This window comes from Macrococcus lamae, assembly GCF_004359545.1.
GTDB lineage: Bacteria > Bacillota > Bacilli > Staphylococcales > Staphylococcaceae > Macrococcus > Macrococcus lamae.
Window position 1 is genome coordinate 87,884 of the sequence record NZ_SCWB01000002.1, and the last position, 24,549, is coordinate 112,432.

Genomic DNA, 24,549 nt, shown 5'->3' on the forward strand with positions numbered 1-24,549 from the left:
AGTAACTATTTATTGTATAATGCAGTAAAGGAGCTAAGCATGATGAATTCTTATTCTAATCACACAAAAACTCAATGGAAGCTAGTCATTGTGCTTGGACTGCTTGCTGCTTTTGGTCCGTTATCACTAGATATGTATCTGCCTGCTCTGCCCAGTGTGGCAGATGACTTTGGAGCAACGACTTCAAGTATTCAACTGAGCTTGACAGCATGCATGATTGGTCTTGCTGTCGGACAATTGTTTGTCGGACCTATCACTGATGTAACAGGACGAAAAGGACCATTGCTTATCGTATTGATAGTTTATGCCTTAATGTCTTTATTGTGTGCCATTGCATCAACGGTGGAATTACTTACTCTCTTCAGATTTTTTCAAGGTTTTGCCGGTGGAGCAGGAGCAGTGATTGCGCGGGCAATTTCAGCAGATCTGTATAAAGGGAAAGACTTAACAAAGTTCATGAGTATGTTGATGCTTGTCAATGGACTTGCACCGATACTTGCACCGATTATCGGTGGTTTGATTTTGAGCTTTTCAGTGTGGCAGACAGTGTTTTACATCCTGGCTGGTTATGGCATCCTCATGTTTGTAATGAGCATTTTATTCTTAAAGGAAAGTCTCCCGAAATCGAGTCTTAAGAACGCAGATTTTACATCTATTTTTTATGATTTCAAAGCATTGCTGAGTAACCACAAATTCCTCATCTTACTTGCACTTCAAGCATTAACTTATGGAGTATTGTTCAGCTATATAGCAGGATCACCGTTTATCACCCAGGAAATCTATCATATTTCTGCTCAGCAGTTCAGTCTGATGTTTGCAGTAAATGGAGTAGGTCTTATCCTTTTTAGTCAAATAACTTCTCGTCTCGTTGATCGTATATCTGAGCTGAGAATTTTGAAACTGGGACAGAATATACAATTTATTGGAATGATAATGACAGCCATAGTGCTGCTACTCCATCTTCCAGTGTGGTTGCTTTTCGTATCATTTTTTCTGCTGATTGCACCAGTCAGTATGATCGGGACAACGGGATTTTCATTGGCAATGCAAGTACAGCAGCAAGGTGCGGGCAGTGCTTCAGCAATACTTGGACTCACGCAATTTTTAATAGGCGGATTATTGTCTCCATTAGTCGGATTGATGGGCGAAGATAGTTTTATACCGTTTTTGATCATTATCATAACAGTAAGCGTTATCGCTCAGCTTCTGAGGATCTTCGTATTAAATCGTTTCGCTCTTGAATCGGATAAATAACCCTCCCTATTTTTATTATGCGATGATATTTACAGTTTTTAACTGTTAGGATAAACTTATCTTAATATGGTAAGAGGGGGAAGCGGGTTGGACGAGCGCTATAATTATGCAATCGAAGCACATAGTCTTGGGAAGTCTTTTAATGGAACAGCAGCGGTACGGAACATTGACTTGAAGGTAGACTACGGAGAATTATTTGCCTTTTTAGGACCAAATGGTTCAGGAAAGTCGACAACCATCAAAATGTTAATCGGATTGTTAAAGCCTGACTCTGGTTCAGTTAAGATGTTCGGCATGGATTTTGAACGGCATGCTTTAGAATTAAAGGAACGATTCAGCTTTATTCCAGATACTCCTCACACGTTAGGAAAGCTGACGGGAGATGAATATTTGAATTTCATTGCTTCTATTTTTAAGATGGACCAAGATTATTATCTTTCTAAAAGAGATGAACTACTCCAACTGTTTGATCTTGAAGGAAAGACCGGACAGTTGATAGAAGGATACTCACATGGAATGAAACAAAAGATTGTGCTGGTAGCCAGCCTGATGCATGACCCTGATATTATTTTTCTTGATGAACCCACAGTAGGATTGGATCCACTTAGTACTCGCAATTTAAAAAATTATTTAAGAATGCAGTGTGATCAAGGGAAGACGGTTTTTTTAACGACACATATACTGGAAATAGCTGAGCAGATGGCTGACCGTATTGCTATCGTATACAATGGCAGTATTAAGGTGGAAGGTAATTTAAGTGAGCTGCAGGAAATGAGTCACCTGCCGGATGCCACACTTGAAGATGTTTTCCTGGAACTGACCAAGGGAGTCTCTATATGATTTTTGCGATGTTGAAGATGGAGTGGCAGAGCCTTATAAATTCATTCAAAGGTTTGTCTGATACGACTAAATTATGGACGATCCTTGCCTATGTCTTTATAGCAATCATTGGAGTGCCTCTAATAATTTCTGTGCTATCATTCGGTTTCGCTAATCAATCGCTGGATTTTCAGAGAACCTTCTTAAGCTATATCTTTTTGTACGGCGGGATAATCGTATTCATTAGTACGGTCACCATTATTATTAAGGACTTCTTTATAGCAAATGACATTAAACAGCTGCTGTTATTACCGATAAGTATTCATCAGATTTTTTTAGTGAAGATGATTAAGCTTTTTCTATCATCAGTCTTATGGGTCTATCTACTAATCGGACTGACAATTTCAATACTTCTTTATAAAGATTATCAGAGTATGACAATTGGTATATTAGTAATGGTCAGTTTATTAGGATTTATTCTTTTTTATCTTTCTTTAACCTTCTGCTTTATCTTCTTACTGACAAAGGTACTGCCGAAAAACAAAATTAACGAAATAATGACCGGACTTTTAGGGATAGCAGGCGCCCTGTTTTATTTTATCATTATAGGGCCGGCGAATTCGATCGGCAAAAAGTTAACACCGTTAACAGATTATCTTCCATTCAACTGGGTGTCAGACGCTGTGATTAAAAAACAGCATTCTACTATTGACGTATGCATTGCAGTCGGAGTTCTGCTGCTCGGTGTCTTATTATTTTACTTACTCACCCAGCTTTTAATGCGATACGGACAGCAGGATTTCACAGTGGAATCTTCGACTAAAGTTCGCTCACCTAAAGTTCAGGAAGGTATCGATACAGCTGAACGATCATTGATGAAGAAAGATTTTAAACTTATTGTCAGAGATTTCAAGGAAATCTCAGCAATTCTACCGCAAATCATCATCCCCGTCCCTTACGTTGTTTTTATCATCATGCAGAGTGGTGGTGTTCAGGAGCTTCGAGCGATTTCTGAGCTGTCGATAGGCGTGCTGTTGATTGGTCTGGCCATTGGTGGAACAAGTTATGTAGCAACTATGATTGCAGCTCGGTTGACTGCTAAAGATGCAGAACAGCAGGATATTCTCTACAGTCTGCCTATTAATTTTAAAGATGTGGTGAATGCTAAGTGGAAACTTGTGTCGGTCGGATCAGCATTTTGTTTCGCTATCCCCATCATCATTTTTGGTATTGTAGTAAAAGCTGAACCGTTGCATATTATATACGGAGTGATTCTGTGCGTGATTACTTCTTTTGCACTTACGCCTCTTGGAATTTACTTTGGCACGAAAGAACCACAGATAAGTAAGAAGACACCAAGTAAAAGAGTAGGGATGGGAACATCATTTCTCATGCTGTTTTGTGTAGGGGGTATTATATTGTTTGTTGTTATTATGCAGACATTGCTTGGCATCTTTAATTTACCACTCAACATCCGTTTCTTAATATTCACTGTGATTATGGCAGTAGCAGGATTTTTCTTCTACAAGACGATGATGAAGAAAGCGTGCGAAAGCTATGAGTTCGGCCTAGATGTCAAATATGTAGATTAAAAATAAACCCAGACATCCTTGGCTTGTTGAAAGGATGTCTGGGTTTATTTATTGTTCCCATAAGTTAGTGAACATATTCGGTTTGAAATAGTACAGCATGAGAAGAACTCCGAGAATGATGGATAAGGTAATACTAATTACAATCCAGACGAAATGATCGTCGATAAATTTCTTGATTTGATACTGCCTGTAATCTTCATAAGTAACACTCGCTGAAGTACTGTCAGACGTGACAAACTTTCGATCATACTGATAGGAAGCTTTACCGTTCTCAAAGTTAAGTTTCCCCGTAGTTCCTTTTTTTACTACATCATACAAGTCATTATGTATATAGTATTCTCTATCACCGTGCTGATAGCGACCTTTATTTAGAACTTTCTTATAACTATACTGACTATAGACATCGTCCATAATAGCATTTGCAATTTTATTGCGATTGAATTCTGCCGGCAAATCGTACCAGTCTTCAACTCCCATGATTACCTGCACGATACGCATTCCATTTTGTTTGCCGGTAATTGTAGTATCAAATCCCGCTGTATCGCTGGACCCTGTTTTCAGACCGTCTACTCCTTTGTAACCAAGTTTTGCCCCTTCTAATGAATGGTTATACGTTCCAAAAGTTTCTTCATCAGGGGTTCCCTTTTTAACAGTGACATTCAATTGTTTAGTGTATTCCAGCACTTCTGGGAATTCATTGACGATGTGCTGTCCTAGTATGGCATAATCGCGTGCTGTAGAAATATTGTCATCATCTTTCTGATAGCGCTTCGGTTTGTACTGCAGCAGCAGATTATTAGGAGGACCGGCTGGATTGTAATAGTATGTATTCTTCATCTCGAGCTCTGTAGCGGTGCTGTTCATTAAGTCTACAAAGTCAGAATCATCTTTTTTAACTAACGATGACAACATGAACGTTGCTGAATTTGATGATGCTGTCAGCATAATGTGCAGGAGTTCGTCTACGGTATAAACTGATCCTTTTCTGAAGTGATTATTACTGAGCATCGGCAGTTTAGAAATTCCATAAAACTTATCGTTCACCGTTACTTTAGTGTTTAAGTCAAACTTTCCTTCATCCATTGCTTTAAAGACCAAGTACAGTGTCATTAATTTGGACATAGATGCAGGCGGCCACTTTGTATCTGGGTGATCTGCATAAAGAACCTGACCATTTTTAGCGGCAATCACGATAGTCCCTTGAGGATTATACTTTGAATCAAGATTGTAACCTTGCTGATTAGCAATTTCTACTGGAGACTTAGCATAAACCGGTGTGATAAGGAGCTGGCTCAGTATCAGTATGAACAGAAATTTTGTAAAAATAGTTTTCATTTTAATTTCCTCTTTACTATGGATGATCGATGATATCTACTTATATTAACATATACACAGTATTTGTATCATTATTGAAATGACACTGCTAAATAAGGATAACACTTAATTCTGATTAATACTGTATGTTATAGTAATGTAAGCGGTGTTATTAATCATATCATTCGATTTTTAAATGATATTTACTTAATTTTTTAAAATATTGTTCGTTTTTTTGAAAAAATATATATCCATTTAAACTTTTATAATGCTATAATCTTTCTACACTCAAAAAATGTAAAGGTGGAAATTATGAATCTCTATTTATTACTTAATGTTTTAGGTATTTTTGTTTTTATTCTAGTAGCTTATTTATTTTCACGCGACAAAAAGAATATCGACTGGAAATCTGTTGTTATTATGCTTGTTGTCAACTTATTTTTGGCATGGTTTTTCACGCAGTTTCCATGGGGACGAGATGCAGTTAAATGGGTAGCAGATGGTTTCAGCTGGATGCTGCAGGCTGCTTATGTCGGTATCGGCATGCCGTTCGGTAGCTGGACTGCACCTGGTCCAGGCAAAATGGATATGGCTGTATCTGCATTACTTCCTATATTATTCGTCGTACCATTGTTTGATATTTTAATGTATATCGGTGTGCTGCCGTTCATCATCAAATGGATGGGCTGGTTAATCGGTAAGGTTACAGGTCAGCCGAAATTTGAATCATTCTTCTCAGTGGAGATGATGGTGCTCGGAAATACAGAAGCACTGGCAGTGTCTCAAGCGCAAGTTCGAGAAATGAATGCCGCGCGTGTACTGACAATCGCTTTAATGTCAATGAGCTGTATTTCGGGGTCAATCGTCGGTGCTTATGTCACGATGGTGCCGGGTGAGCTTGTATTAACAGCGATTCCACTTAACATCATCAATGCGATTATCATCAGTACAATTCTTAATCCTGTGAAGTTAGCACCGGAAGAAGATTATGTAGTTGAGATTAAAGAGGAAAAACGTCAGCCATTCTTCTCATTCCTCGGAGACTCAGTACTCGGTGCAGGTAAATTAGTTTTAATCATCATCGCGTTCTTGATTGCATTCGTTGCACTGGCACACTTTGTTGATATGTTGCTCTCATTACTGGATCGCTTCACACACGAAAAAGTACGTCTCGCTGATATTCTCGGCTTCTATATGGCACCGTTTGCCATGCTGCTTGGACTTCCATGGAATGAGGCGAAGGTAGTCGGCGGTCATATGGCGACGAAAATCATTACTAACGAATTCGTTGTTATGTTAGGGATTAAGGATTCACTGAAAACATTTTCTCCACATATGACAGCTGTTCTTGTCACATTCTTGATTTCGTTTGCTAACTTCTCAACTGTCGGTATGATTATTGGGACATTAAAAGGTATTGTCGATGAAAAGACTTCTGACTTCATTAGTAAATATGTGCCAATGATGCTGCTTGCAGGTATTTTAGTATCCTTGTTATCAGCTGCATTTGTTGGATTATTCAGCTGGTAATTTACAAAGACTTAAATTAAATTGATGAAATATTAACAATAAAGTGGTAAAATGTAACTGATAGAGATAGATGAAAAAGGGGGCTTTTTCATGAAAACTCGGACGCTTAGAGATCTAAGACGTAAGTTACAACGCGCATTATTGCCGAAGAAAAATGTAGCCGCTGAATGAAACGGAACTGGTTCTTTTTAGAACCAGTTTTTTTTTGAATTGATTGTTGAAATATTTGTGAAATAAATCACAAATTTATTGCTTTCATAAATGGAAAAATTTATAATTAAATTGTGAAGTATATAACAACTTAATACGATATTTTATAATATAGGTTTAAGGGAGTCTTTATAATGAAAAATATTAAAGGAAATAAAGTAGTGCTCGTCGGTAATGGGGCTGTCGGTTCAAGCTTTGCATTTTCTGTCTTGAATCAAGGGCTATGTGATGAATTCGTCATTATCGATCTCAATACTGAAAAAGCACGCGGTGATGTGATGGATTTAAATCATGGGTTGCTTTATGCTCCAAATCCTATGAAGATTTATGCTGGAACGTATGCAGACTGCCATGATGCTTCGATTGTTGTGCTATGTGCAGGTGCTGCTCAGAAACCGGGTGAAACACGACTGGATTTAGTGAGCAAAAATATGAAGATTTTCAAATCTATTATTGATGAGATTATGACGTCAGGTTTTGACGGTATTTTCATTGTCGCTACTAACCCGGTTGATATATTAACTTACGCAACTTGGAAATTTTCAGGGCTGCCATATGATCGTGTAATTGGTTCCGGCACTATACTTGATACGGCGCGTTTCAGATACTTACTTAGTGAAGAGTTCAATGTCGCACCTTCAAGTGTTCATGCCAATATCATTGGTGAACATGGCGACTCAGAGCTTGCTGTGTGGAGCGGTGCGAACATTGCAGGCATTTCACTTAAAGATTTGTTGAAAGAACAGCCCGAAAAAGAAGACTGTATGGATGATATCTTTAATCGTGTCCGTCATGCAGCTTATGATATCATTGAAGCTAAAGGTGCCACTTATTACGGTGTAGCGATGGGGTTGATGCGTATCACTAAAGCAATCTTAAATAACCAGGATGTTGTTCTCACTGTATCAGCTAAACTGGATGGTCAATATAGTCATGACGATGTTTATATCGGTGTGCCGGCAGTGATTAACAGAAACGGTATCAGACAAATCATTGAATCGCCTTTATCAGAAGAAGAACAACAAAAGTTTGATCATTCTGTTGATACATTAAAAGGCATTCAATCGTCATTCTTTAATTGACAATGACTTAAAGATAATAAAACAGAAGGTGTTGGCTTTTAGCCGGCACCTTTTTTATAATGAAGAAGTCATAGATTGACTATTTATTAAAATAAAAACTATATTAATTGATCAAGAGAGAGGAGTATTATGAACATTTCATTTAAAACTGTCATGATTGTCATACTAGGTTGTTTTATCTTTTCAATAGGAGTGAATACATTTATTATACCTGCCCATCTCGGGGAAGGGGGCGTCACGGGATTATCACTGACATTATTATATGCATTTGGCTGGTCCCCGGCCTGGACTACTTTGCTGATGAACTTAGTATTGCTTGTAGTCGGCTATAAATTTCTTTCTAAGCGCTCAATGGTTCTTACTATTGTCGCGGTTATCACTCTTGCAGTATTCCTGAAAGTAACAGAAAGCTGGCAGCTTCATCTGGATGAAGTGCTTGTCAGCACTGTATTCGGAGGATTTTTGGTAGGTATCGGTATCGGACTGATTGTTATCGTCGGAGGCACAACTGCCGGGACGACTATTCTCGCGCGTATAGCTCATAAATATCTAGACGTCAGCACGTCTTATGCCCTATTGTTTTTTGATCTGATAGTCGTAGTGATTTCCCTCACAGTTATTCCGGTCGAAAAAGCTCTGCTGACAACACTTGGACTTTACATCGGGACAAAAGCGATGGATTTCATGATCGAAGGTCTGAACCCTAAGAAAGCCGTCACTATTATTTCACAGAATCCTGAACCCATTGCTAAAATGCTGGACGAAGATATCGGTCGGGGTGTGACTTTGCTTAACGGTAAAGGGTATTATACAAAGAGAGAAACAGATGTACTATACTGCGTTATTAATAAAATACAGCTTACCCGGGCAAAACGCATGATCCGAAAAATAGATGCAGAGGCCTTTGTTGTTGTCCATGATGTGCGGGATGTGCTCGGAAACGGCTTTATACCAGAAGATTAAAAGGAGGCAGTTATGAGATTCATTAATTTAGGCAGCAGACAGGATGCGAGTCATTACGTAGCAATCGAGATGTTTAAAGAAATACATTACAACAAGTGTACACTTCTTGGACTGGCAACGGGTGGTACAATGAAAGACGTCTATCTTAAGCTGGTTGAATTATTGCAAGTGAATCATACGGATATCAGCTGTCTTGAAACATTTAATCTGGACGAGTACTTTATGCTTGATAAAAACGATCCAAATAGCTATATGACTTATATGAAACAGCATTTATTCGATAAAATAGGGATGAAAGAATCACAGTTTCATCTGCCGGATAATGACGAAATTGATGTTGAAGAAGATAATGAAGCTTACGACCAGGCAATTAGAGAAAAAGGACCGCTTCATATTCAGCTGCTCGGAATAGGGGAGAACGGGCATATCGGTTTCAATGAACCTGGCACGCCGTTCAATAGTAAAACAAGACTCGTTGATTTGACAGAAACGACGATAGCAGCGAATTCACGTTATTTTGAAGATGAGGAAGAAGTACCGACAAAAGCTATTTCTATGGGAATTGATACCATCCTATCTTCAGAACGTATCATTCTACTCGCATTAGGGGAGAAGAAAGCAGAGATCATGGCTAAACTATACAGTATGAAAGCACCTGATGAACTTATACCCGCGAGCAGTCTGCTGACTCATAAAAATGTAGAGATTGTTATGGACAATGCTACTGCGAGGTTAATTAAAAGATAAGGATATTAATGAAAACCGGTCGGCAATCTGTATTGCCGACCGGTTGATATCTTTTATGTGAACATCTGCATGAGTTCTTCATTTTTTTCATTGAATACTTCGTTATGGCTTGATACAGTTCCAGCTTCCTGTGCCTCAGGATTGATATAAGTTTTTGCCAGATTCGCCGCATTTGCTGCATCATGGAAACAGCCTGCGATTAACTGAACTTTACTGTCATGAGATAAAATATCTCCGACTGCGTATACTCCTTCAACATTAGTTGATGAATCTGCATTTCCTTTAATATAGAAATTATCTTTACGTTCTAATTTGACGTCACAGTTATCCAGCATATCGCATTCCATATGGAAACCATGATTGATAATCACATCGTCAATGAACAATTCGGATTTTTCTCGCGTCCGGCAATGTTCAATGATTACGGATTCTATATGATCATCTGTTGCCTGCAGTGAACTAATGGAATGACTCATCACTTTATTCACGCCGCGGTCGTCTAATTTGCGGACCATTTCCTCGTGCCCTTTGAAATCGTCTTTGCGACACAGAATATGAACACTTTTCGCAAATGGCGCAATTTCATAAGCCCAGTCTACTGCTGCATTACCGCCGCCAGAAATTAATACACGTTTGTGTTCGAAGCGCTTCAATGATGGCACGACGTAGTGAAGGTTATTCACTTCATAACGTTCACAGCCTTCAATCGCAAGTTTCATCGGCGAGATGATTCCGCTGCCGACTGCTATAATCACGGCTCTGGAGTAGAAGCTCGTCTTCTCTGTAACGACTTCGAAGTGCTGATGTCCGTGTTTAATAATATTCACGACTTTTTCATTCAAATTGACTTCCGGGTTAAAAGTCAGACCCTGCATAATCATTTCCGGTGCAATCATTGCTGCAGGTTTTGGCGCAATACCGCCGATATCCCATATGAATTTCTCAGGGTACAGATTAACCTTGCCGCCGAGCTTGTCATGATATTCAATAATGCGCACTTTCATTCCTCGTAATCCTGCATAGAACGCTGAGTAAAGACCTGCTGGACCGCCGCCAATTACTGTGACATCCAATATATTGTTCATAGGAAATAGCTCCTTTAAAGGTAAGTTATCTTGATTTGATATATATTATACTATAAAATGAATGCATTGATAATGATTATCATTTACAAAATTGTGAAAGAAGGATATTTATGGGGAGATTAAGAGGAGATAATATTACGGTAAGCTATGATGACCATGAGATTATCAGAGGTTTGAGCGTCGATATTGCTGATCATAAAATTACTTCTATTATCGGTCCGAATGGGTGCGGAAAATCAACTTTATTAAAAGCACTGTCACGTATTATAGAAGTAAAACACGGACAAGTCATGCTCGATGGCACAAACATCCATCAATCTTCCACTAAGGAAGTGGCAAAAAAGATTGCAATTCTCCCTCAGTCACCTGTTGTGGCTGATGGATTAACAGTGAGTGAGCTTGTAAGTTACGGTCGTTTCCCGTACCAGAAGGGCTTTGGCAGATTGACGAAAGAAGACAAACAGACGATTGACTGGGCCTTGCGTTCTACTGGGACATATGAATTCAGATATCGACCTGTCAACGGATTAAGCGGCGGTCAAAGGCAGCGAGTCTGGATTGCTATGGCGCTCGCTCAAGAAACAGAGATCATTTTTCTTGATGAACCGACCACTTATCTTGATATCTCCCATCAACTTGAAATTCTCGAACTGGTTCAATCATTGAATAAAGAACGCGGCACGACTATTATTATGGTGCTTCATGATATCAATCAGGCAGTCAGATTTTCTGACCATATCATCGCGATGAAAAAAGGTAAAATTGTGACTCAAGGTGCCATTACGGATGTATTGACTAACGAAGTACTTGAAGAAGTCTTTAATATTGATGCTGAACTGAGCACAGACCCTAGAACCGGAAAACCTATGCTCGTTACTTATGATTTACTTTGTAAGCATTACACACGGATTTAAGGAGTCCCATCAATGAAGCTGAATAATAGAAGAAAGTTACCAATAAAATTATGGGGTGTTATCCTGCTTGCAGTCCTGCTGCTATTACTGATCCTGTCATTCTGTCTTGGCAGTGAAAATTATTCATTGCAGGAGGTTTATAACGCACTGTTCAACTACCGTAATATTGAGAGTCATAACATTATCAGGGATATTCGTATTCCCCGGGAAATTGCAGCAGTACTTGTTGGTATGGCTCTAGCATGCAGCGGTGCGATTATGCAAGGAGTTACAAAGAACGCCCTTGCTGATCCATCACTTCTTGGATTGAATGCAGGCGCTTCAATGGTGATCAGTATTCTCCTTGCTATTAACTCTGGAGCGAATTTTCTGGCTCTGATGATTGCTGGTTTCATCGGTGCTGTTATTGGAGGCTCGATTGTCATGTTGATCGGTATGTCGCGACGCGGCGGCTTTAATACGATGCGTATTATATTAGCTGGGGCCGCTGTCACTGCCTTACTCACTGCTCTTGCTGATGGCATTGCATTGTTCTTTAAAATTAATCAAAGTATTACATTTTTTATAGCCGGCGGTGTTGCCGGCACAACGTGGCAGCAAATCTTTTATGCGGCACCGGTCATTATAAGTGTGCTGCTTATTACTACAATAGGTGCAAGACAACTCACCGCTCTCAGTCTTGGAGAAGAAATGGCACAAGGATTAGGAGTGAATACAGGTGTTATTAGAACAGTATTCTCAATTCTGACGATGATCCTTGCCGGTGTTGCTGTTGCGTTAGTAGGATCACTCGCGTTTGTCGGTCTGATGGTTCCTCATATTGCTCGTTTTATAGTTGGCACCGATTACCGTCTGATCATTCCTTTTTCAGCGCTGATCGGCGGAACATTCATCGTTATAGCTGACATTGTTGCTCGAATGACCGGTGAAAACCCGCTAGGCGCCATTATATCTCTGGTCGGTGTCCCATTCTTTATCTACCTAGTAAGAAGGGACGGTAAAATCTTATGATAGAAGCACATAAAAAAAGACGTCAAAATATTTATTTCATCATCTTATCGATTCTACTGCTCGGTGTAATGGCGCTCAGTATGACGACTGGTGATTTTAAAATGAGCTTCACTGAGTTTTTCAGAACATTATTGGGTCAGGGAACGTCAACTGAGCAGATGATTCTTTATGAATTTCGTATGCCGCGGCTGCTTGTCACTATATTAAGTGGTGCTGCGCTGGCGCTGAGCGGAGGGCTTCTGCAAAGCATTACGAAGAATCCACTCGCTGATCCTGGAATTATCGGAATTAACGCCGGCAGTGGTTTTGCCATCGTATTTCTTATTATGTTCATCCCGGTAGACAGTACTACATTCATCTACACATTACCGTTATTCAGTTTACTTGGTGGTGTGTTAACGGCACTGATCATATTTGTTCTGAGCTATAAAAAACTGGAAGGGATCAATCCGGTCCGGATGGTTCTGATGGGTGTCGGATTGGCTACAGCACTTAGCGGTGCATCTATTATGATGACGACTACATTTAACAAGGACCAGATTGAGTTTGTATCCACATGGTTTGCGGGAAGTATTTGGGGAGATACATGGCCTTTTGCAATGATGCTGGGAATTATAATTCTGATAATCGTTCCGTTTGTATTTATGCGAGCGAATATCCTTAATATATTGAACACACATGATCATATATCGCGTGGTGTCGGTATCAATGTAGGAAGACAGAATATCATCATAGTGCTGCTCGCTGTTCTTCTGAGTTCTAGTGCTGTTGCAGTAAGCGGAGGGATTGGGTTCATCGGGCTTCTCGGTCCACATATTGCAAGAAGTATGGTTGGACCAAGACATCAGCTGTTTATGCCTCTTGCACTGCTGATCGGTGCAATATTGCTGGCGCTTTCTGATACGCTTGGTAGAGTGCTGCTTCAGCCTCAAGGTATACCGGCAGGAATCATCGTAAGTATTATCGGTGCTCCTTACTTCTTATATTTGATGAGCAGGAAGACGCAATTTTAGCTCAACTCAATACAGATAGTTGGTTCAAATATAAATAACGCGAATGGAACTGAAAAATTCCATTCGCGTTATTTATTTGATTTCACTTGCTTTATACAACCACGGAATTCTGTTCTTAACAATATAGCTGATGTACAGCAGCCCAAGCATCAATAGCCCGATGGAAGCAATAATAGTAATAGAAGTTGTAAATGGCACATTTCCTTCAAAGCCGAATATTGATTCTCTAAGTGCTTTAATGACATAAGTCATCGGTGAAAATACATGCAGTGTTTGAAAGAACGGGCTGGTCAGCTGAATAGGGAACGTTCCTTCACTTGACCCGAGCTGTAAAATCAGAATGATAATAGCAAGGAATTTGCCGATATTGCTGAACGCAGCAGTCAGGAAGCAAACGATAAACATCGCTGTAAGAGACCATAGGATGAGAGTCAGTGTAAAGTGCATTGTATTATCAATTTCTATCTTCATGACGAAAATGGTGAATAGCGCGAGCAGTAACCCTTGCAACAATCCGTAGCCTGCAATAAGCAGTGATTTACTTGCCCACCAGCTGTGTGCGCGTTCTCGTATGCCGATTCGTTTATCGACGGGATAGATGGAGACAAATGCAATGGCGCCGACGTAGAGACTTAAGCTCAGAACATATGGTGCAAAACTTTGCCCGTAGTTTTCTACTTGAGTGACGTCATTTTCAGTTAGTTTCACAGGATCACTGATTGTTTCAGCATTGATTTTCTGAAATGAGCGCGTTTCCAGCTGTTTAACACTATTATCAAGCTGTGCAGTCATTTGGTCAGTCCCTGAAGCAAGTGATGTTAATCCGGAAGTGATTCGTTTTGAGCCTTCAGTCAGTTGAATGACACTCTGATTTTGCGGAGAAGGAAGTACAGCCTGCAAAGTTTCCAGCCCATTTGTCACTTCGTTATTTCCGTCAGCAAGCTGTCGTTCGCTCTCTTGCATATTCTTTAAGTTGCGGGAAAGTTTTTCCGAGTTCTGTTCCATATCATTTACTGACTTGAAGATTTTCTTCAAGTAAAGTTCTCGAATAGCGAGGGACACATTTTCTTTCACTGCCTGAGCACTTTTATCCCCGATGCTCTGGCCGGAATAACTGTAACCCGGGTTTTTCTTAACTAAAATAGTCACTTGTTCCGGGTTATCTTCAAGCATCGTACCGGCATGTTCTGAAAAATCTTCAGGAAGACGAATAACAGCGAAGTACTTCCCTTCTGTAATTCCTCTTGAAGCGCTCTCTCTGTCAACAAAAGTCCACTTGAAGTTGTCATTTTTCTTCAGTTTGTTGACAACCTGTTCACCTAAGTTTTCATTATTTCCCTGAATTTTTGCACCGTTGTCCTCATTGACGACAGCAATAGGAAGATCCCGGGTCTGCCCGTACGGATCCCACATTGAATAAATGAATACTGCACTATAAATAATAGGAAGGAATAATAAGACGGATAACGCGATTAACAGAAACTTTTTACTGACAATATACTTTAAATCTTTGAACAATTGTTGGTCCTCCTTTTTATTCCAATGGTATAATGTTTTTCCAAAAGGCATGGAAAATGATTTGATTTTAATTGTTTTTTTTGTTGTAATGGATACTGTATAAAAATTTTTTCATGAAAGAAAGGTTTAATTCTATGAAAAAAACTTACTTTCCAGAAATTTCTTTTGTCAGGGCGATTGCATGCCTTTTGGTTATCTTAACGCATGTAACACTTGCATATCCAATAGAACACTTGAATTCTCCAACTTTATTTACTCTGCTCATCAATCAGCTGGCCCGGGTAGGAACCCCTATCTTTGCATTAATCAGCGGTTTATTGCTATTTAACTCTTCAAAAAATAAAAAATTAAACATTAAAACATTTTATAAGACCCGCTTCGATAAAATAGTGATCCCCTATTTATTCTGGACAATAATATACCTTATTTTAGTGAAACTGACTCATGCGCAATCTTTTCAGATGAAAGATATGATGCGTTATATTTTTCTAGGAGAAGGCTATGTTCACCTTTATTTTATGGTTGTTGTCATTCAATTTTATTTACTTTTTCCGTTGATTACGAAGTTCATTAATAGAAACAATATATTAGTCGTCACATTAATCACTACGGCTTTCACTGCTGGATGGTATTTAATAAGAAATGATCAACCATTTGACTTGTTCTTGCATCGTGCATTTTTACTGAACTGGCTAGCCTACTTTTTTATGGGTGGCTTTATGGCATTGCATATGGATAAAGTTAAAATATGGTGCAGCCAACACTTCAGCAGTCTTAGTATCGCAGTGCTAGTCAGTATTATTTTAATGCTGGCAGAGATGAAGCTACCTCATCTCTATCAATCAGATCGTGTCGCAAATTTGTTGTTTGTACCCGTGTTTACTGCATTTTTCATGTCACTCTTCCATGTAAAAGCAAACGATAGATGGAAAAGTATACTGGAATACATTGGTGACCGTTCAATGGGCATTTATTTAGTTCATCTACTCGTCATCGGTGTAATGGGGAATATTCTGCCGGCATCATTCTGGAATCCGGATTTTATGTTCATTCATTATATACTTGTCATTCTATGTACGTTAGCCGTCACTGAAATCATTGTTACGATTCCAAAAAGCTACTATGTCTTTCCAGTGTCAAAACGCATCACTATAAACAGACAGGAACTCATCAAGCATTCATTTTATGTGAGATAATGAGTGTGGAACGCTATATTAATGGGAATAAAGACAAAAAAAGCGATGGAGTGAGGACATGGAAATTCATCCGTTAGTGACATCATATCAACGATTTGTAGCTAATCGGTCTGATCATAAAATAGGAGTTATTGGTCAGCCGGATGCCGGTAAAAGCAGTCTCATCAATGCTTTAGTTAAGAATGCAGGCGCGCATACATCTGTCCATACGGATGCGACTCTTGAAACTAAAGATTATTCATTCAATACGTATGGCACTCTCGTAGACTTTCCAGGTGTAGGAACTGAAGAAGTAACTGCTGCTCATTATAAGAAGTTAATTCAGCAAAGCGGAATCAATGATTTTGTCTATGTTTTTGAAAGCAAGATAAAAGAGGCGGATATAGAACTGTTTAAGTATCTGGCTAAAAATGAAAAGCATATCATCTTCGCCTATAATAAAACAGATGCGTTAGTGGATATAACAAATCAAGATAGCGTAGACGATCTGAAACGGGATAAAGATACTGAGTTGAAAGTGACATTGAAACCTTATATAAAAAATCCATTGTCCTATTTTTTCATCAGTACACTGACGAATGAAGGAATCGAACTCATTAAACAGGAAATAGCTGAATTATTTGAGAGGCAGCAACAAGATTATAACGAGAAATATAAAACTGAAGAAATGCTTGAAAGCTTTTTAAATTATAAGACAAATTCGCTGCTGCCAAAACTATTCACACCGAGTTTCAAGGAAATCGTTATGAAGAAAAATTATCAGTCACTCGAACGAACGATTTTGAACCATTTCAAACTTCAGGAAGACGACATAATGATTCATAACAAAGAATGGCCGACGATTCAGAACCATATGGATAAGTTTGATAATGAAGAAACGAAAGAAAAAGTATCCACTTTAAAGGAAATTGCAAAGATTGCTCAGTTGCTACGGACGGCGTTTAAGTTGAAAACACTCAACCCTGTTACGACAGGAATAGGAGCATTGCTTGAATCAGGTGCTGTAAACGCATTCCCTATGCTCCAAGGATTAACGAATTATATTAGTGAAATTAAAGATATCGCAAGAAATATTATAAAATCATCTCAAGAGGAAGCTGAATAAGCAGCTTCCTAAAAGACTGTAGACTCGTCTCCTTCAGAGATGAGTCTACAGTCTTTTAGTGACAATTAAATGATTTTATTTTAACGGCGGTAAATTATGTTCGATTTCAGCACGTTTTTCTTCTAAGAAATTAGGAAGGTTCAATTCCATACCTAGATGCTCTTTAGTAGTATCAACCATAAATCCTGGCCTTGAAGTTGCAAATTCATACAGAATGGTGTTTTGTCTATAATAGAGTGCTTTAAAGAAATAACGGTCAATAATACCAGAGTTATTGCCAGGCTGCAGACTCAATATAGCCTGAATGTCTTCAAGTGCTGCATCGTCAGGTATATCAACTGCTATATGGTGGATATAGCCGCGTCCTGGGCGGACAGAATCCCCATCTTGATGTTTGATGATGAAGTCACTGTACAATCCAGTATTATCAAGTGTGACAGTATGTTCGTCTTTATGATGATAACCCAACACATCTGTTAGGAATTGGATAGTTGATTCTGGTTTTGAAAGGCGGAGTTCGACCGGCCCCATTCCAAGTATTTGATAAGTTTCTGGAACATCGCTGTAACTATTCTTTTTCCAGAAAGACGGATAATTTTGCTGATTATTATCAATCAGGACTATTTCAAGCTGATCGATATCTTCGAATGATAATGCTGACTGACCGGCGTAATTAATACGTTTGCTGATAATATGATAATCTGTCAAACGCTGTTCGAAATAATCAATTGCTTCGATCGAAGGCACAAGTAGAGACAGACGATAAATACTGTTAGTTCCTTTACGCGTCTGTCCTGATTGCGGTATTTCAAAGAAGCTAAGTAGAGTGCCTGGAGAACCTTCTTCATCTCCATAGAAGAAATGATACATAGAAGGGTTATCCTGATTCACTGATTTTTCTACTAAACGTAGTCCCAGTACTTGAGTATAAAAATCTTTATTAGCCTGTACATCTTTTGTATACATCGAGATGTGATGATGTCCATTGATCTTCATTATCATTCCTCTTTTCTAACTAAGTTGTTAAAACTGGCAACAGTGATCAGAACAGCATCGAGACTAAGAATAGTATATTTATTGAGACTTGATATACTAATTATAATATATGAAGGTAGTTAATCAAATGAATCGATTAAAAGGAAGCTGAATGAGCAGTTTCCTTTTTTATTTAAGCAACTATCAGTCGATTGTCAAAACGTTTGCATGGATTATAGATGTAAGCAAACAAACATGTTTTAATATCGCTTTAAATAACAAGTGCAATTTTAATGCAATCGTTTGCAAAAAGTTGTTGACAGTGGAAAAAATACTGTGATAAAATAAAATCGTTATTGAAAACGCTTTCTAAAACAATTCTAAAGGAGAAAAGAATATGAAAAAACATTCAAGTTTGATGTTAGTATTCGTTTTATTTTTTGCATCAATTCTTGCAGCCTGTGGTAACTCAGGTTCAGGTGGCGGCACAGCGTCAAAAGGAAAAAGTGAAGACGCGGTTACAGTGAACATCTTCCAATTTAAAGTAGAGTTCAAACAACAGTTTGAAGACACTGCAAAAAAATACATGGAAGAACATCCAAATGTAAAAATCAATGTTGAAACAGTCGGCGGCGGTAATGACTATGGCCAAGCGCTGAAAGCTAAAATTGCTTCTAAAAATGAGCCTGATATTTTTAACATTGGTGGTCCTGAAGATTTAAAACAGCATGCAAGTCGTTTAGCTGATCTATCAGATATGAAAGCAACTAAAAATGTAGTCGATGAATCATTACTGTCGCCGGTTCAAAAAGACGGAAAAACTTATGGTATTCCGATGAACCAGGAAGGTTATGGTTTAATTTACAACAAAGATATCTTTGAAAAAGCAGGCGTTAAAGCAGAAGATATTAAAACACTTGATGATTTAGAAGAAGTTTCTAAAAAAATCGATTCACAAAAAGATAAATTAGGATTAACAGCAGTATATGCTTTACCTGGTAAAGAAAAATGGGTATTAGCTGATCACGGTGCGAGCATGTTCTTAGCTTCTGACTTTGACAATGATATTCAAAAAGCAGCAGATGCAAAAACATTACCTTTCAAAAACAAAGATTTATTTAAACAGTATTTAGACATTCAAAACGAATATTCTAAAAAACCTGTAGCATCTCTTGATTACTCTCAACAAGTAGAAGAGTTATTCTCTACAGGCAAAGTAGCAATGATTCAGCAAGGTAACTGGGCATATCCAACTATAGAAAGTGTTAATCCTGAAATTGCTGAAAAAGTAGGATTAATTGCAGTACCAACAGATTCAAAAGAATTGACAATTCCAGTAGGGGTTGCAAATAACTGGGCAGTCAACAAGAAATCTGATGAAAAAGTTCAAAAAGCAGCAAAAGACTTCCTTGACTGGTTATATACTTCAGACGAAGGTAAAAACATTGTAATGGAAGACTTCAAATTCATTCCAGCATACAAAGACTACGATACATCTAAAATCGCAGATCCACTATCAAAAGAAATCTACAAGTATTCAGAAGAAGGAAAAACAACTGCATGGGTATTCAAAGGATATCCGACTGGTTATACTGATGATGCTTTAGGTGCTTACCTGCAGGATTATTTAACAGGTAAACTGACTTTTGATGAAGCAATCAAAAAATCTCAGGATGCCTGGGAAAAAGCTCGTAAATAATAGAACAAAGGGGATAAACATTCGAATATTTGAGAATGTCTATCCCTTTTTTTAAAAAGTGAGGAGTTATACAGTGAAAACAAAAAGTTTAGCGTTCTGGCTCATGCTTATGCCGGTCCTTGTCGCATTGTTCATGGTTATCATTATACCGTTCCTCTATGGAATCTATTATTCATTTACCAACTGGAACGGGGATACAACATTAGTTCCTGATTTTATCGGTTTCGATAACTATATGAACTTATTGAAAGATGACAGTTTCAAACATGCACTCTGGTTTACATTCAAGTATTCTATTGCAGCAGTCATCATCATCAACTTAATTGGTCTAGGACTTGCTTTACTCGTTACGAGTAAAATCAAATCTAAAAACGTATTACGAACTGTATTCTTCATGCCAAACTTAATCGGGGGTTTAATTCTCGGATTCATCTGGCAGTTTATTTTCACTAAAGTGTTTGCAACGATTGGTGAGGCAATTGGTTCCGAATGGATGCAGGGCTGGTTGAGTGATACAACAACAGGTTTCTGGGGAATGGTCATTCTGTCAACTTGGCAGATGGCTGGTTATATTATGATTATTTACATTGCCTATTTGGAAAATGTACCGGAAGATTTACTGGAAGCTGCTGAAATTGATGGAGCGAATTCATGGCAGAAGTTTAAAAACATTACATTTCCGTTAGTTGCTCCAGCATTCACTGTCAGTATGTTTCTGACGTTATCCGGCGCGTTCAAAGTGTACGATCAAAACTTATCATTGACAAACGGTGGCCCAGGTAACTCAACTAAAATGGTTGCGATGGATATCGTAGATACAGCATTTAAAATGAACTTGATGGGTTCAGCACAGGCTAAAGCAGTAGTGTTCTTCCTGATTGTTATGCTCATTAGTTTAGTACAGGTTTATTACAATAAGAAACGTGAGGTGGAGATGTAATGAAGAGTAAATGGCTGTTATTTGAAATTATTGGGCTTGTCATTGGTTTGCTCTGGCTGTCTCCGTTTTATTTAATGATTGTCAATTCCTTTAAAACAAAGCTTCAAATTTTTGATGATACATTGGGATTACCTAAAGAATGGTCTTTCCAGAACTTTATAGATGCTTTTGAGCAATTGAATTTCATGCAGACTTTTCTTAACTCATTGATTGTCACTGTGCTGAGTGTTGCTTTGATAATAATTTTTTCAAGTATGGCGGCTTATGCGCTCAGTCGTAATAAAGGTAAAGTGTCTAATGCGATATTCTTCTTGTTTGTCGCTGCGATGCTTATCCCATTTCAATCAGTAATGATTCCGCTTGTTAAAATATTCGGTGATTTAGAAAGCTTGAATAGATGGGGACTTATTTTCATGTATTTAGGATTTGGTGCAAGCCTATCTATTTTCTTATATCATGGTTCACTGCAAGGGATTTCAAAGTCACTTGATGAGGCTGCGATGATTGACGGTGCAAGTAAATGGCAGATTTACTGGCATGTAATTTTCCCGCTGCTAAAATCAATTTCTGTTACGGTCGGTATTTTAAATGTGATCTGGATTTGGAACGACTTCCTGTTACCTAACTTAGTTCTTGGACCAGGACAAGAGACGATTCCACTGAAGTTATTCCTGTTCTTTGGACAGTATACGAAACAATGGCACTTAGCACTTGCAGGTTTAACGATTTCAATTATTCCAGTCATCATAGGCTATTTCTTTGCACAGAAACAAATTATTAAAGGTGTTTCTGAAGGTGCTGTTAAGTAGGTGAGAAAATGATTACGATCAAAGATGTGGCGAAACGTGCTGGTGTTGCACCTTCCACAGTATCAAGAGTTATCAGCAATCATCCTGCAATCAGTGAGAAGACACGTGATAAGGTTCGTAAGGTTATGGTAGAACTGGGGTATATTCCGAACGTTTCCGCCAGACGTCTTGTCACGCAGCAGTCACATACGATTGGTCTGCTGCTCAAGACAGCGTCTAAAGAAATGACGCAGAATCCTTTTTTCACTGATGTATTGATGAGTATTTCTAAAATCTGCAAAGACAATCATTACTCAACAGTAATATCAACCAGTATGAACGAAGAAGAATTGCTGACTGAAGTAAAGCAGTTAGTAAAAAGTAATTCAGTTGACGGATTCATATTACTATATTCAAAAAGCAATGATAAAGTCATCAACTATTTGCAGTCTATCAACTTTCCGTTTGTTATACTTGGCAAGAAATTAAGCCCGCTATCGAATGAAATCTATATTGATAATGATAATATCATGGCAGCTTATCAATTAACAGATCATATGATAGAACTCGGTCATAACACAATTGTCTTCATCGCTGAAAATGCATCGTATGCAGTCAACGAAGATCGAGTGCAGGGTTATGAAAGAGCTTGTCTGAAAGCAGGTCTTATTCCAAGAGTATTTGAAGGGGCAGCCGGAACAGAAGAAGTCAAACATATTATTGCTGAAATAAGAACGCTTGAACCTTCTCCGACTGCTATTATTACATCTGACAGTATGATGAATTTAAATGTGCTGAGTGAATTGTATCAGCAGCAGCTGAAAGTACCTGATGATATCCAGACTGCAACGTTTAATGATTCATACTTCAATGAAGCTGCATGTCCTCCGCAGACAGTCGTCAATATTTATCCTGAATCACTTGGAGCTGAAGCGGGTAATAGTTTGATAGAATACTTGCACAATCCTGATATGATTAAAAAAAATATTATTATACCGACTTCTATTATTGAACGCTCATCAACAAAACCTTTAAAGGAGAGAGTGCTGTGAAAGTAACTGTATGGAACGAATTCAGACACGAGAAAGAATCTGATATTGTCAGAGATATATATCCTGAAGGGATACATGAACAGATTGCATCTTTTATTGAAAATGCAGAAGTCACGACAGCAACACTGGACGAACCCGAGCATGGTCTGACAGAAGATGTTTTGAATCAGACGGATGTACTTATATGGTGGGGTCATAAAGCACATGACGAAGTGAATGATGTAATCGTCGATCGTGTCCAGAAACGTGTGCTTGAAGGGATGGGTCTTGTCGTTCTGCATTCCGGTCACTTCTCAAAGATATTCAAACGTCTGATGGGTACGGGCTGCGATCTGAAGTGGCGTGAAGCTGATGATAAAGAACGTATATGGACTGTCATGCCTGGCCATCCGATTGCAGAAGGACTGCCTGAGTTCTTTGAATTACCTAAAGAAGAAATGTACGGAGAGCATTTTGATATTCCTGCTCCGGAAGAATTAGTGTTCATCAGCTGGTTTGAAGGAGGAGAAGTGTTCCGGTCAGGTGCGACATTTAAACGTGGCAACGGGAAAATTTTCTACTTCCGACCTGGTCATGAAACTTATCCGACGTATTATGATAAGAATGTGCAGCGTGTGATTAATAATGCAGTGCACTGGGCAAAACCGAGCACGAATAACTATCCGACTTACGGTAACTATCAACCGCTAGAATCTATTTCTGAAAAGGAGTAAACATATGACTATTAAAGTAGGCATCATTGGATGCGGTAGTATTTCAACACATCGTCACATTCCGGAATATCAGGAAAACAGCAGTGCTGAAATTGTTGCATACTGTGATATTGTACAGGAGCGAAGTGATGAACTGGCTGCAGAATTTGGAGGCAGCAGCTATAGTGATTATCACGCGCTGCTTGCAGATGAAGCGGTTGAAGCAGTAAGCATCTGCACCCCTAACTATCTGCATGCAGAAATGACGATTGCCGCCTTAAAAGCAGGTAAGCATGTTTTATGTGAAAAACCGATGGCAACGTCACTTGAAGATGCTGAACAGATGATCGCGGCAGCTAAGGCAAGTGGTACTAAGCTGATGATCGGCCATAACCAGCGAATCAACGAAGCTCATCAAGCAGCAAAACAAGTAGTAGAAAGCGGACAACTTGGGAAGATCTATTCATTCAAAACGACGTTTGGACATCCTGGACCCGAAGGCTGGAGTGTTGACGGTCCTGACAGCTGGTTCTTTGATAAAAAACGTGCATTTATTGGTGCGATGGGAGATCTTGGAGTTCATAAAGCAGACTTAATGCGCTACATTCTTGGAGAAGAGTTTAAAGAAGTAGGTGCAATGATTGAAACATCAGCAAAAGCTAATGCGACAGTAGATGATAATGCTGTGTTAATTCTAAAAACTGAAAGTGGTATTATCGGGACATTAAGCGCATCGTGGGCGTATAATGGAGAAGAAGATAACAGCACAGTTATCTATAGTGAAAAAGGCGTCCTTAAATTAAATGCAGATCCTGAATACAGCTATATTTTCATTAATGCTGATGGTGAAGCAGACAAACAGCAGCTAGGCGAAATGCAGACGAATGATGAAGGCGGACAGATCAACTCTCATACAATCGATGCATTCATTCAGTCAATTACAGAAGATACAACACCTATTTGTGATGGCGAAGAAGGCATGGCTTCTCTTAACGTTATCATGAAAGCGATTGAATCAGCAGAAACAAACACAATAACTCGAATCTAAGG

The 24,549-nt window shown here is 38.7% G+C and carries 22 protein-coding genes; 18 read left to right on the forward strand and 4 right to left on the reverse strand.

Annotated elements, in window-relative coordinates:
- Positions 1-39: 39 nt before the first annotated feature.
- The 3 genes from ERX29_RS02005 to ERX29_RS02015 all read left to right on the forward strand — a co-directional run bounded on the left by ERX29_RS02005 (position 40) and on the right by ERX29_RS02015 (position 3,665).
- Complete coding sequence (locus tag ERX29_RS02005) at positions 40-1,254, forward strand: putative multidrug effflux MFS transporter TcaB (RefSeq protein ID WP_133443013.1); 1,215 nt, start codon at positions 40-42, stop codon at positions 1,252-1,254.
- A gap of 87 nt (positions 1,255-1,341) precedes the next feature.
- Entirely contained in the window at positions 1,342-2,094 is a 753-nt protein-coding gene (locus ERX29_RS02010; protein WP_243719944.1) for an ABC transporter ATP-binding protein, read from the forward strand.
- Positions 2,091-3,665, forward strand: a complete 1,575-nt coding sequence (locus ERX29_RS02015; RefSeq protein WP_133443015.1) for a putative ABC transporter permease subunit — start codon at positions 2,091-2,093, stop codon at positions 3,663-3,665. The genes ERX29_RS02010 and ERX29_RS02015 overlap by 4 nt, the downstream gene beginning before the upstream one ends.
- Positions 3,666-3,713: 48 nt before the next feature.
- Here ERX29_RS02015 and ERX29_RS02020 read toward each other — a convergent pair whose 3' ends face one another.
- On the reverse strand, positions 3,714-5,000 hold the full coding sequence (locus tag ERX29_RS02020; RefSeq protein ID WP_133443016.1) for a DUF1958 domain-containing protein: 1,287 nt from the start codon (positions 4,998-5,000) through the stop codon (positions 3,714-3,716).
- 291 nt (positions 5,001-5,291) lie between these two features.
- Between ERX29_RS02020 and ERX29_RS02025 the strand changes: the two genes are divergently transcribed.
- From ERX29_RS02025 to ERX29_RS02040, 4 genes are all read left to right on the forward strand, one after another.
- Positions 5,292-6,509: a NupC/NupG family nucleoside CNT transporter gene (locus ERX29_RS02025; protein ID WP_133443017.1), complete on the forward strand. Its 1,218-nt coding sequence runs from the start codon at positions 5,292-5,294 to the stop codon at positions 6,507-6,509.
- Positions 6,510-6,853: 344 nt separating this feature from the next.
- Positions 6,854-7,801: an L-lactate dehydrogenase gene (locus tag ERX29_RS02030; RefSeq protein WP_133443018.1), complete on the forward strand. Its 948-nt coding sequence runs from the start codon at positions 6,854-6,856 to the stop codon at positions 7,799-7,801.
- Between the two features lie 129 nt (positions 7,802-7,930).
- Positions 7,931-8,764: a YitT family protein gene (locus tag ERX29_RS02035; RefSeq protein ID WP_133443019.1), complete on the forward strand. Its 834-nt coding sequence runs from the start codon at positions 7,931-7,933 to the stop codon at positions 8,762-8,764.
- A 12-nt stretch (positions 8,765-8,776) separates the two neighbouring features.
- Positions 8,777-9,511, forward strand: a complete 735-nt coding sequence (locus tag ERX29_RS02040; RefSeq protein WP_133443020.1) for a glucosamine-6-phosphate deaminase — start codon at positions 8,777-8,779, stop codon at positions 9,509-9,511.
- A 53-nt stretch (positions 9,512-9,564) separates the two neighbouring features.
- Here ERX29_RS02040 and ERX29_RS02045 read toward each other — a convergent pair whose 3' ends face one another.
- On the reverse strand, positions 9,565-10,596 hold the full coding sequence (locus ERX29_RS02045; RefSeq protein WP_133443021.1) for an NAD(P)/FAD-dependent oxidoreductase: 1,032 nt from the start codon (positions 10,594-10,596) through the stop codon (positions 9,565-9,567).
- Positions 10,597-10,706: 110 nt separating this feature from the next.
- On the opposite strand from ERX29_RS02045, the gene ERX29_RS02050 reads away from it, so the two are divergent.
- The 3 genes from ERX29_RS02050 to ERX29_RS02060 are packed head-to-tail and all read left to right on the forward strand — an operon-like array spanning position 10,707 to position 13,534.
- Positions 10,707-11,510 (forward strand): ABC transporter ATP-binding protein, encoded by an 804-nt coding sequence (locus ERX29_RS02050; RefSeq protein WP_133443022.1) that lies wholly within the window; start codon positions 10,707-10,709, stop codon positions 11,508-11,510.
- Between the two features lie 12 nt (positions 11,511-11,522).
- On the forward strand, positions 11,523-12,521 hold the full coding sequence (locus tag ERX29_RS02055; RefSeq protein WP_133443023.1) for a FecCD family ABC transporter permease: 999 nt from the start codon (positions 11,523-11,525) through the stop codon (positions 12,519-12,521).
- Entirely contained in the window at positions 12,518-13,534 is a 1,017-nt protein-coding gene (locus ERX29_RS02060; RefSeq protein WP_133443024.1) for a FecCD family ABC transporter permease, read from the forward strand. The genes ERX29_RS02055 and ERX29_RS02060 overlap by 4 nt, the downstream gene beginning before the upstream one ends.
- Positions 13,535-13,606: 72 nt before the next feature.
- Here ERX29_RS02060 and ERX29_RS02065 read toward each other — a convergent pair whose 3' ends face one another.
- On the reverse strand, positions 13,607-15,052 hold the full coding sequence (locus ERX29_RS02065) for a YhgE/Pip domain-containing protein (protein WP_165981034.1): 1,446 nt from the start codon (positions 15,050-15,052) through the stop codon (positions 13,607-13,609).
- A 134-nt stretch (positions 15,053-15,186) separates the two neighbouring features.
- On the opposite strand from ERX29_RS02065, the gene ERX29_RS02070 reads away from it, so the two are divergent.
- On the forward strand, positions 15,187-16,248 hold the full coding sequence (locus tag ERX29_RS02070; RefSeq protein WP_243719946.1) for an acyltransferase: 1,062 nt from the start codon (positions 15,187-15,189) through the stop codon (positions 16,246-16,248).
- A 58-nt stretch (positions 16,249-16,306) separates the two neighbouring features.
- Positions 16,307-17,353, forward strand: coding sequence for a GTPase domain-containing protein (locus ERX29_RS02075; protein WP_133443027.1), 1,047 nt, complete (start codon positions 16,307-16,309; stop codon positions 17,351-17,353).
- Positions 17,354-17,428: 75 nt separating this feature from the next.
- Here ERX29_RS02075 and ERX29_RS02080 read toward each other — a convergent pair whose 3' ends face one another.
- Positions 17,429-18,349, reverse strand: a complete 921-nt coding sequence (locus ERX29_RS02080; protein ID WP_133443028.1) for a VOC family protein — start codon at positions 18,347-18,349, stop codon at positions 17,429-17,431.
- 376 nt (positions 18,350-18,725) lie between these two features.
- Between ERX29_RS02080 and ERX29_RS02085 the strand changes: the two genes are divergently transcribed.
- From ERX29_RS02085 to ERX29_RS02110, 6 genes are all read left to right on the forward strand, one after another.
- Positions 18,726-20,027: an ABC transporter substrate-binding protein gene (locus ERX29_RS02085; protein ID WP_133443029.1), complete on the forward strand. Its 1,302-nt coding sequence runs from the start codon at positions 18,726-18,728 to the stop codon at positions 20,025-20,027.
- A 73-nt stretch (positions 20,028-20,100) separates the two neighbouring features.
- On the forward strand, positions 20,101-20,967 hold the full coding sequence (locus ERX29_RS02090) for a carbohydrate ABC transporter permease (protein WP_133443030.1): 867 nt from the start codon (positions 20,101-20,103) through the stop codon (positions 20,965-20,967).
- The gene (locus ERX29_RS02095) at positions 20,967-21,776 is read left to right on the forward strand and encodes a carbohydrate ABC transporter permease (protein WP_133443031.1); all 810 of its coding nucleotides are present in this window, start codon (positions 20,967-20,969) and stop codon (positions 21,774-21,776) included. The genes ERX29_RS02090 and ERX29_RS02095 overlap by 1 nt, the downstream gene beginning before the upstream one ends.
- 8 nt (positions 21,777-21,784) lie before the next feature.
- Complete coding sequence (locus tag ERX29_RS02100) at positions 21,785-22,807, forward strand: LacI family DNA-binding transcriptional regulator (RefSeq protein WP_133443032.1); 1,023 nt, start codon at positions 21,785-21,787, stop codon at positions 22,805-22,807.
- Positions 22,804-23,520, forward strand: a complete 717-nt coding sequence (locus ERX29_RS02105; RefSeq protein WP_133443033.1) for a ThuA domain-containing protein — start codon at positions 22,804-22,806, stop codon at positions 23,518-23,520. Before ERX29_RS02100 ends, ERX29_RS02105 begins: the two co-directional genes overlap by 4 nt.
- Positions 23,521-23,524: 4 nt before the next feature.
- Positions 23,525-24,547, forward strand: a complete 1,023-nt coding sequence (locus tag ERX29_RS02110; RefSeq protein WP_133443034.1) for a Gfo/Idh/MocA family protein — start codon at positions 23,525-23,527, stop codon at positions 24,545-24,547.
- The last annotated feature ends 2 nt before the right edge of the window (positions 24,548-24,549 follow it).

Bases quoted from the DNA above. Each gene is read 5' to 3' on its own strand.
- ERX29_RS02050 (WP_133443022.1), top strand. From the start codon at position 10,707: ATGGGGAGATTAAGAGGAGATAATATTACGGTAAGCTATGATGACCAT.
- ERX29_RS02060 (WP_133443024.1), top strand. From the start codon at position 12,518: ATGATAGAAGCACATAAAAAAAGACGTCAAAATATTTATTTCATCATC.
- ERX29_RS02040 (WP_133443020.1), top strand. From the start codon at position 8,777: ATGAGATTCATTAATTTAGGCAGCAGACAGGATGCGAGTCATTACGTA.
- ERX29_RS02020 (WP_133443016.1), bottom strand. From the start codon at position 5,000: ATGAAAACTATTTTTACAAAATTTCTGTTCATACTGATACTGAGCCAG.
- ERX29_RS02045 (WP_133443021.1), bottom strand. From the start codon at position 10,596: ATGAACAATATATTGGATGTCACAGTAATTGGCGGCGGTCCAGCAGGT.
- ERX29_RS02025 (WP_133443017.1), top strand. From the start codon at position 5,292: ATGAATCTCTATTTATTACTTAATGTTTTAGGTATTTTTGTTTTTATT.
- ERX29_RS02100 (WP_133443032.1), top strand. From the start codon at position 21,785: ATGATTACGATCAAAGATGTGGCGAAACGTGCTGGTGTTGCACCTTCC.
- ERX29_RS02030 (WP_133443018.1), top strand. From the start codon at position 6,854: ATGAAAAATATTAAAGGAAATAAAGTAGTGCTCGTCGGTAATGGGGCT.
- ERX29_RS02035 (WP_133443019.1), top strand. From the start codon at position 7,931: ATGAACATTTCATTTAAAACTGTCATGATTGTCATACTAGGTTGTTTT.
- ERX29_RS02085 (WP_133443029.1), top strand. From the start codon at position 18,726: ATGAAAAAACATTCAAGTTTGATGTTAGTATTCGTTTTATTTTTTGCA.
- ERX29_RS02055 (WP_133443023.1), top strand. From the start codon at position 11,523: ATGAAGCTGAATAATAGAAGAAAGTTACCAATAAAATTATGGGGTGTT.
- ERX29_RS02080 (WP_133443028.1), bottom strand. From the start codon at position 18,349: ATGAAGATCAATGGACATCATCACATCTCGATGTATACAAAAGATGTA.
- ERX29_RS02095 (WP_133443031.1), top strand. From the start codon at position 20,967: ATGAAGAGTAAATGGCTGTTATTTGAAATTATTGGGCTTGTCATTGGT.
- ERX29_RS02005 (WP_133443013.1), top strand. From the start codon at position 40: ATGATGAATTCTTATTCTAATCACACAAAAACTCAATGGAAGCTAGTC.
- ERX29_RS02070 (WP_243719946.1), top strand. From the start codon at position 15,187: ATGAAAAAAACTTACTTTCCAGAAATTTCTTTTGTCAGGGCGATTGCA.
- ERX29_RS02015 (WP_133443015.1), top strand. From the start codon at position 2,091: ATGATTTTTGCGATGTTGAAGATGGAGTGGCAGAGCCTTATAAATTCA.
- ERX29_RS02110 (WP_133443034.1), top strand. From the start codon at position 23,525: ATGACTATTAAAGTAGGCATCATTGGATGCGGTAGTATTTCAACACAT.
- ERX29_RS02075 (WP_133443027.1), top strand. From the start codon at position 16,307: ATGGAAATTCATCCGTTAGTGACATCATATCAACGATTTGTAGCTAAT.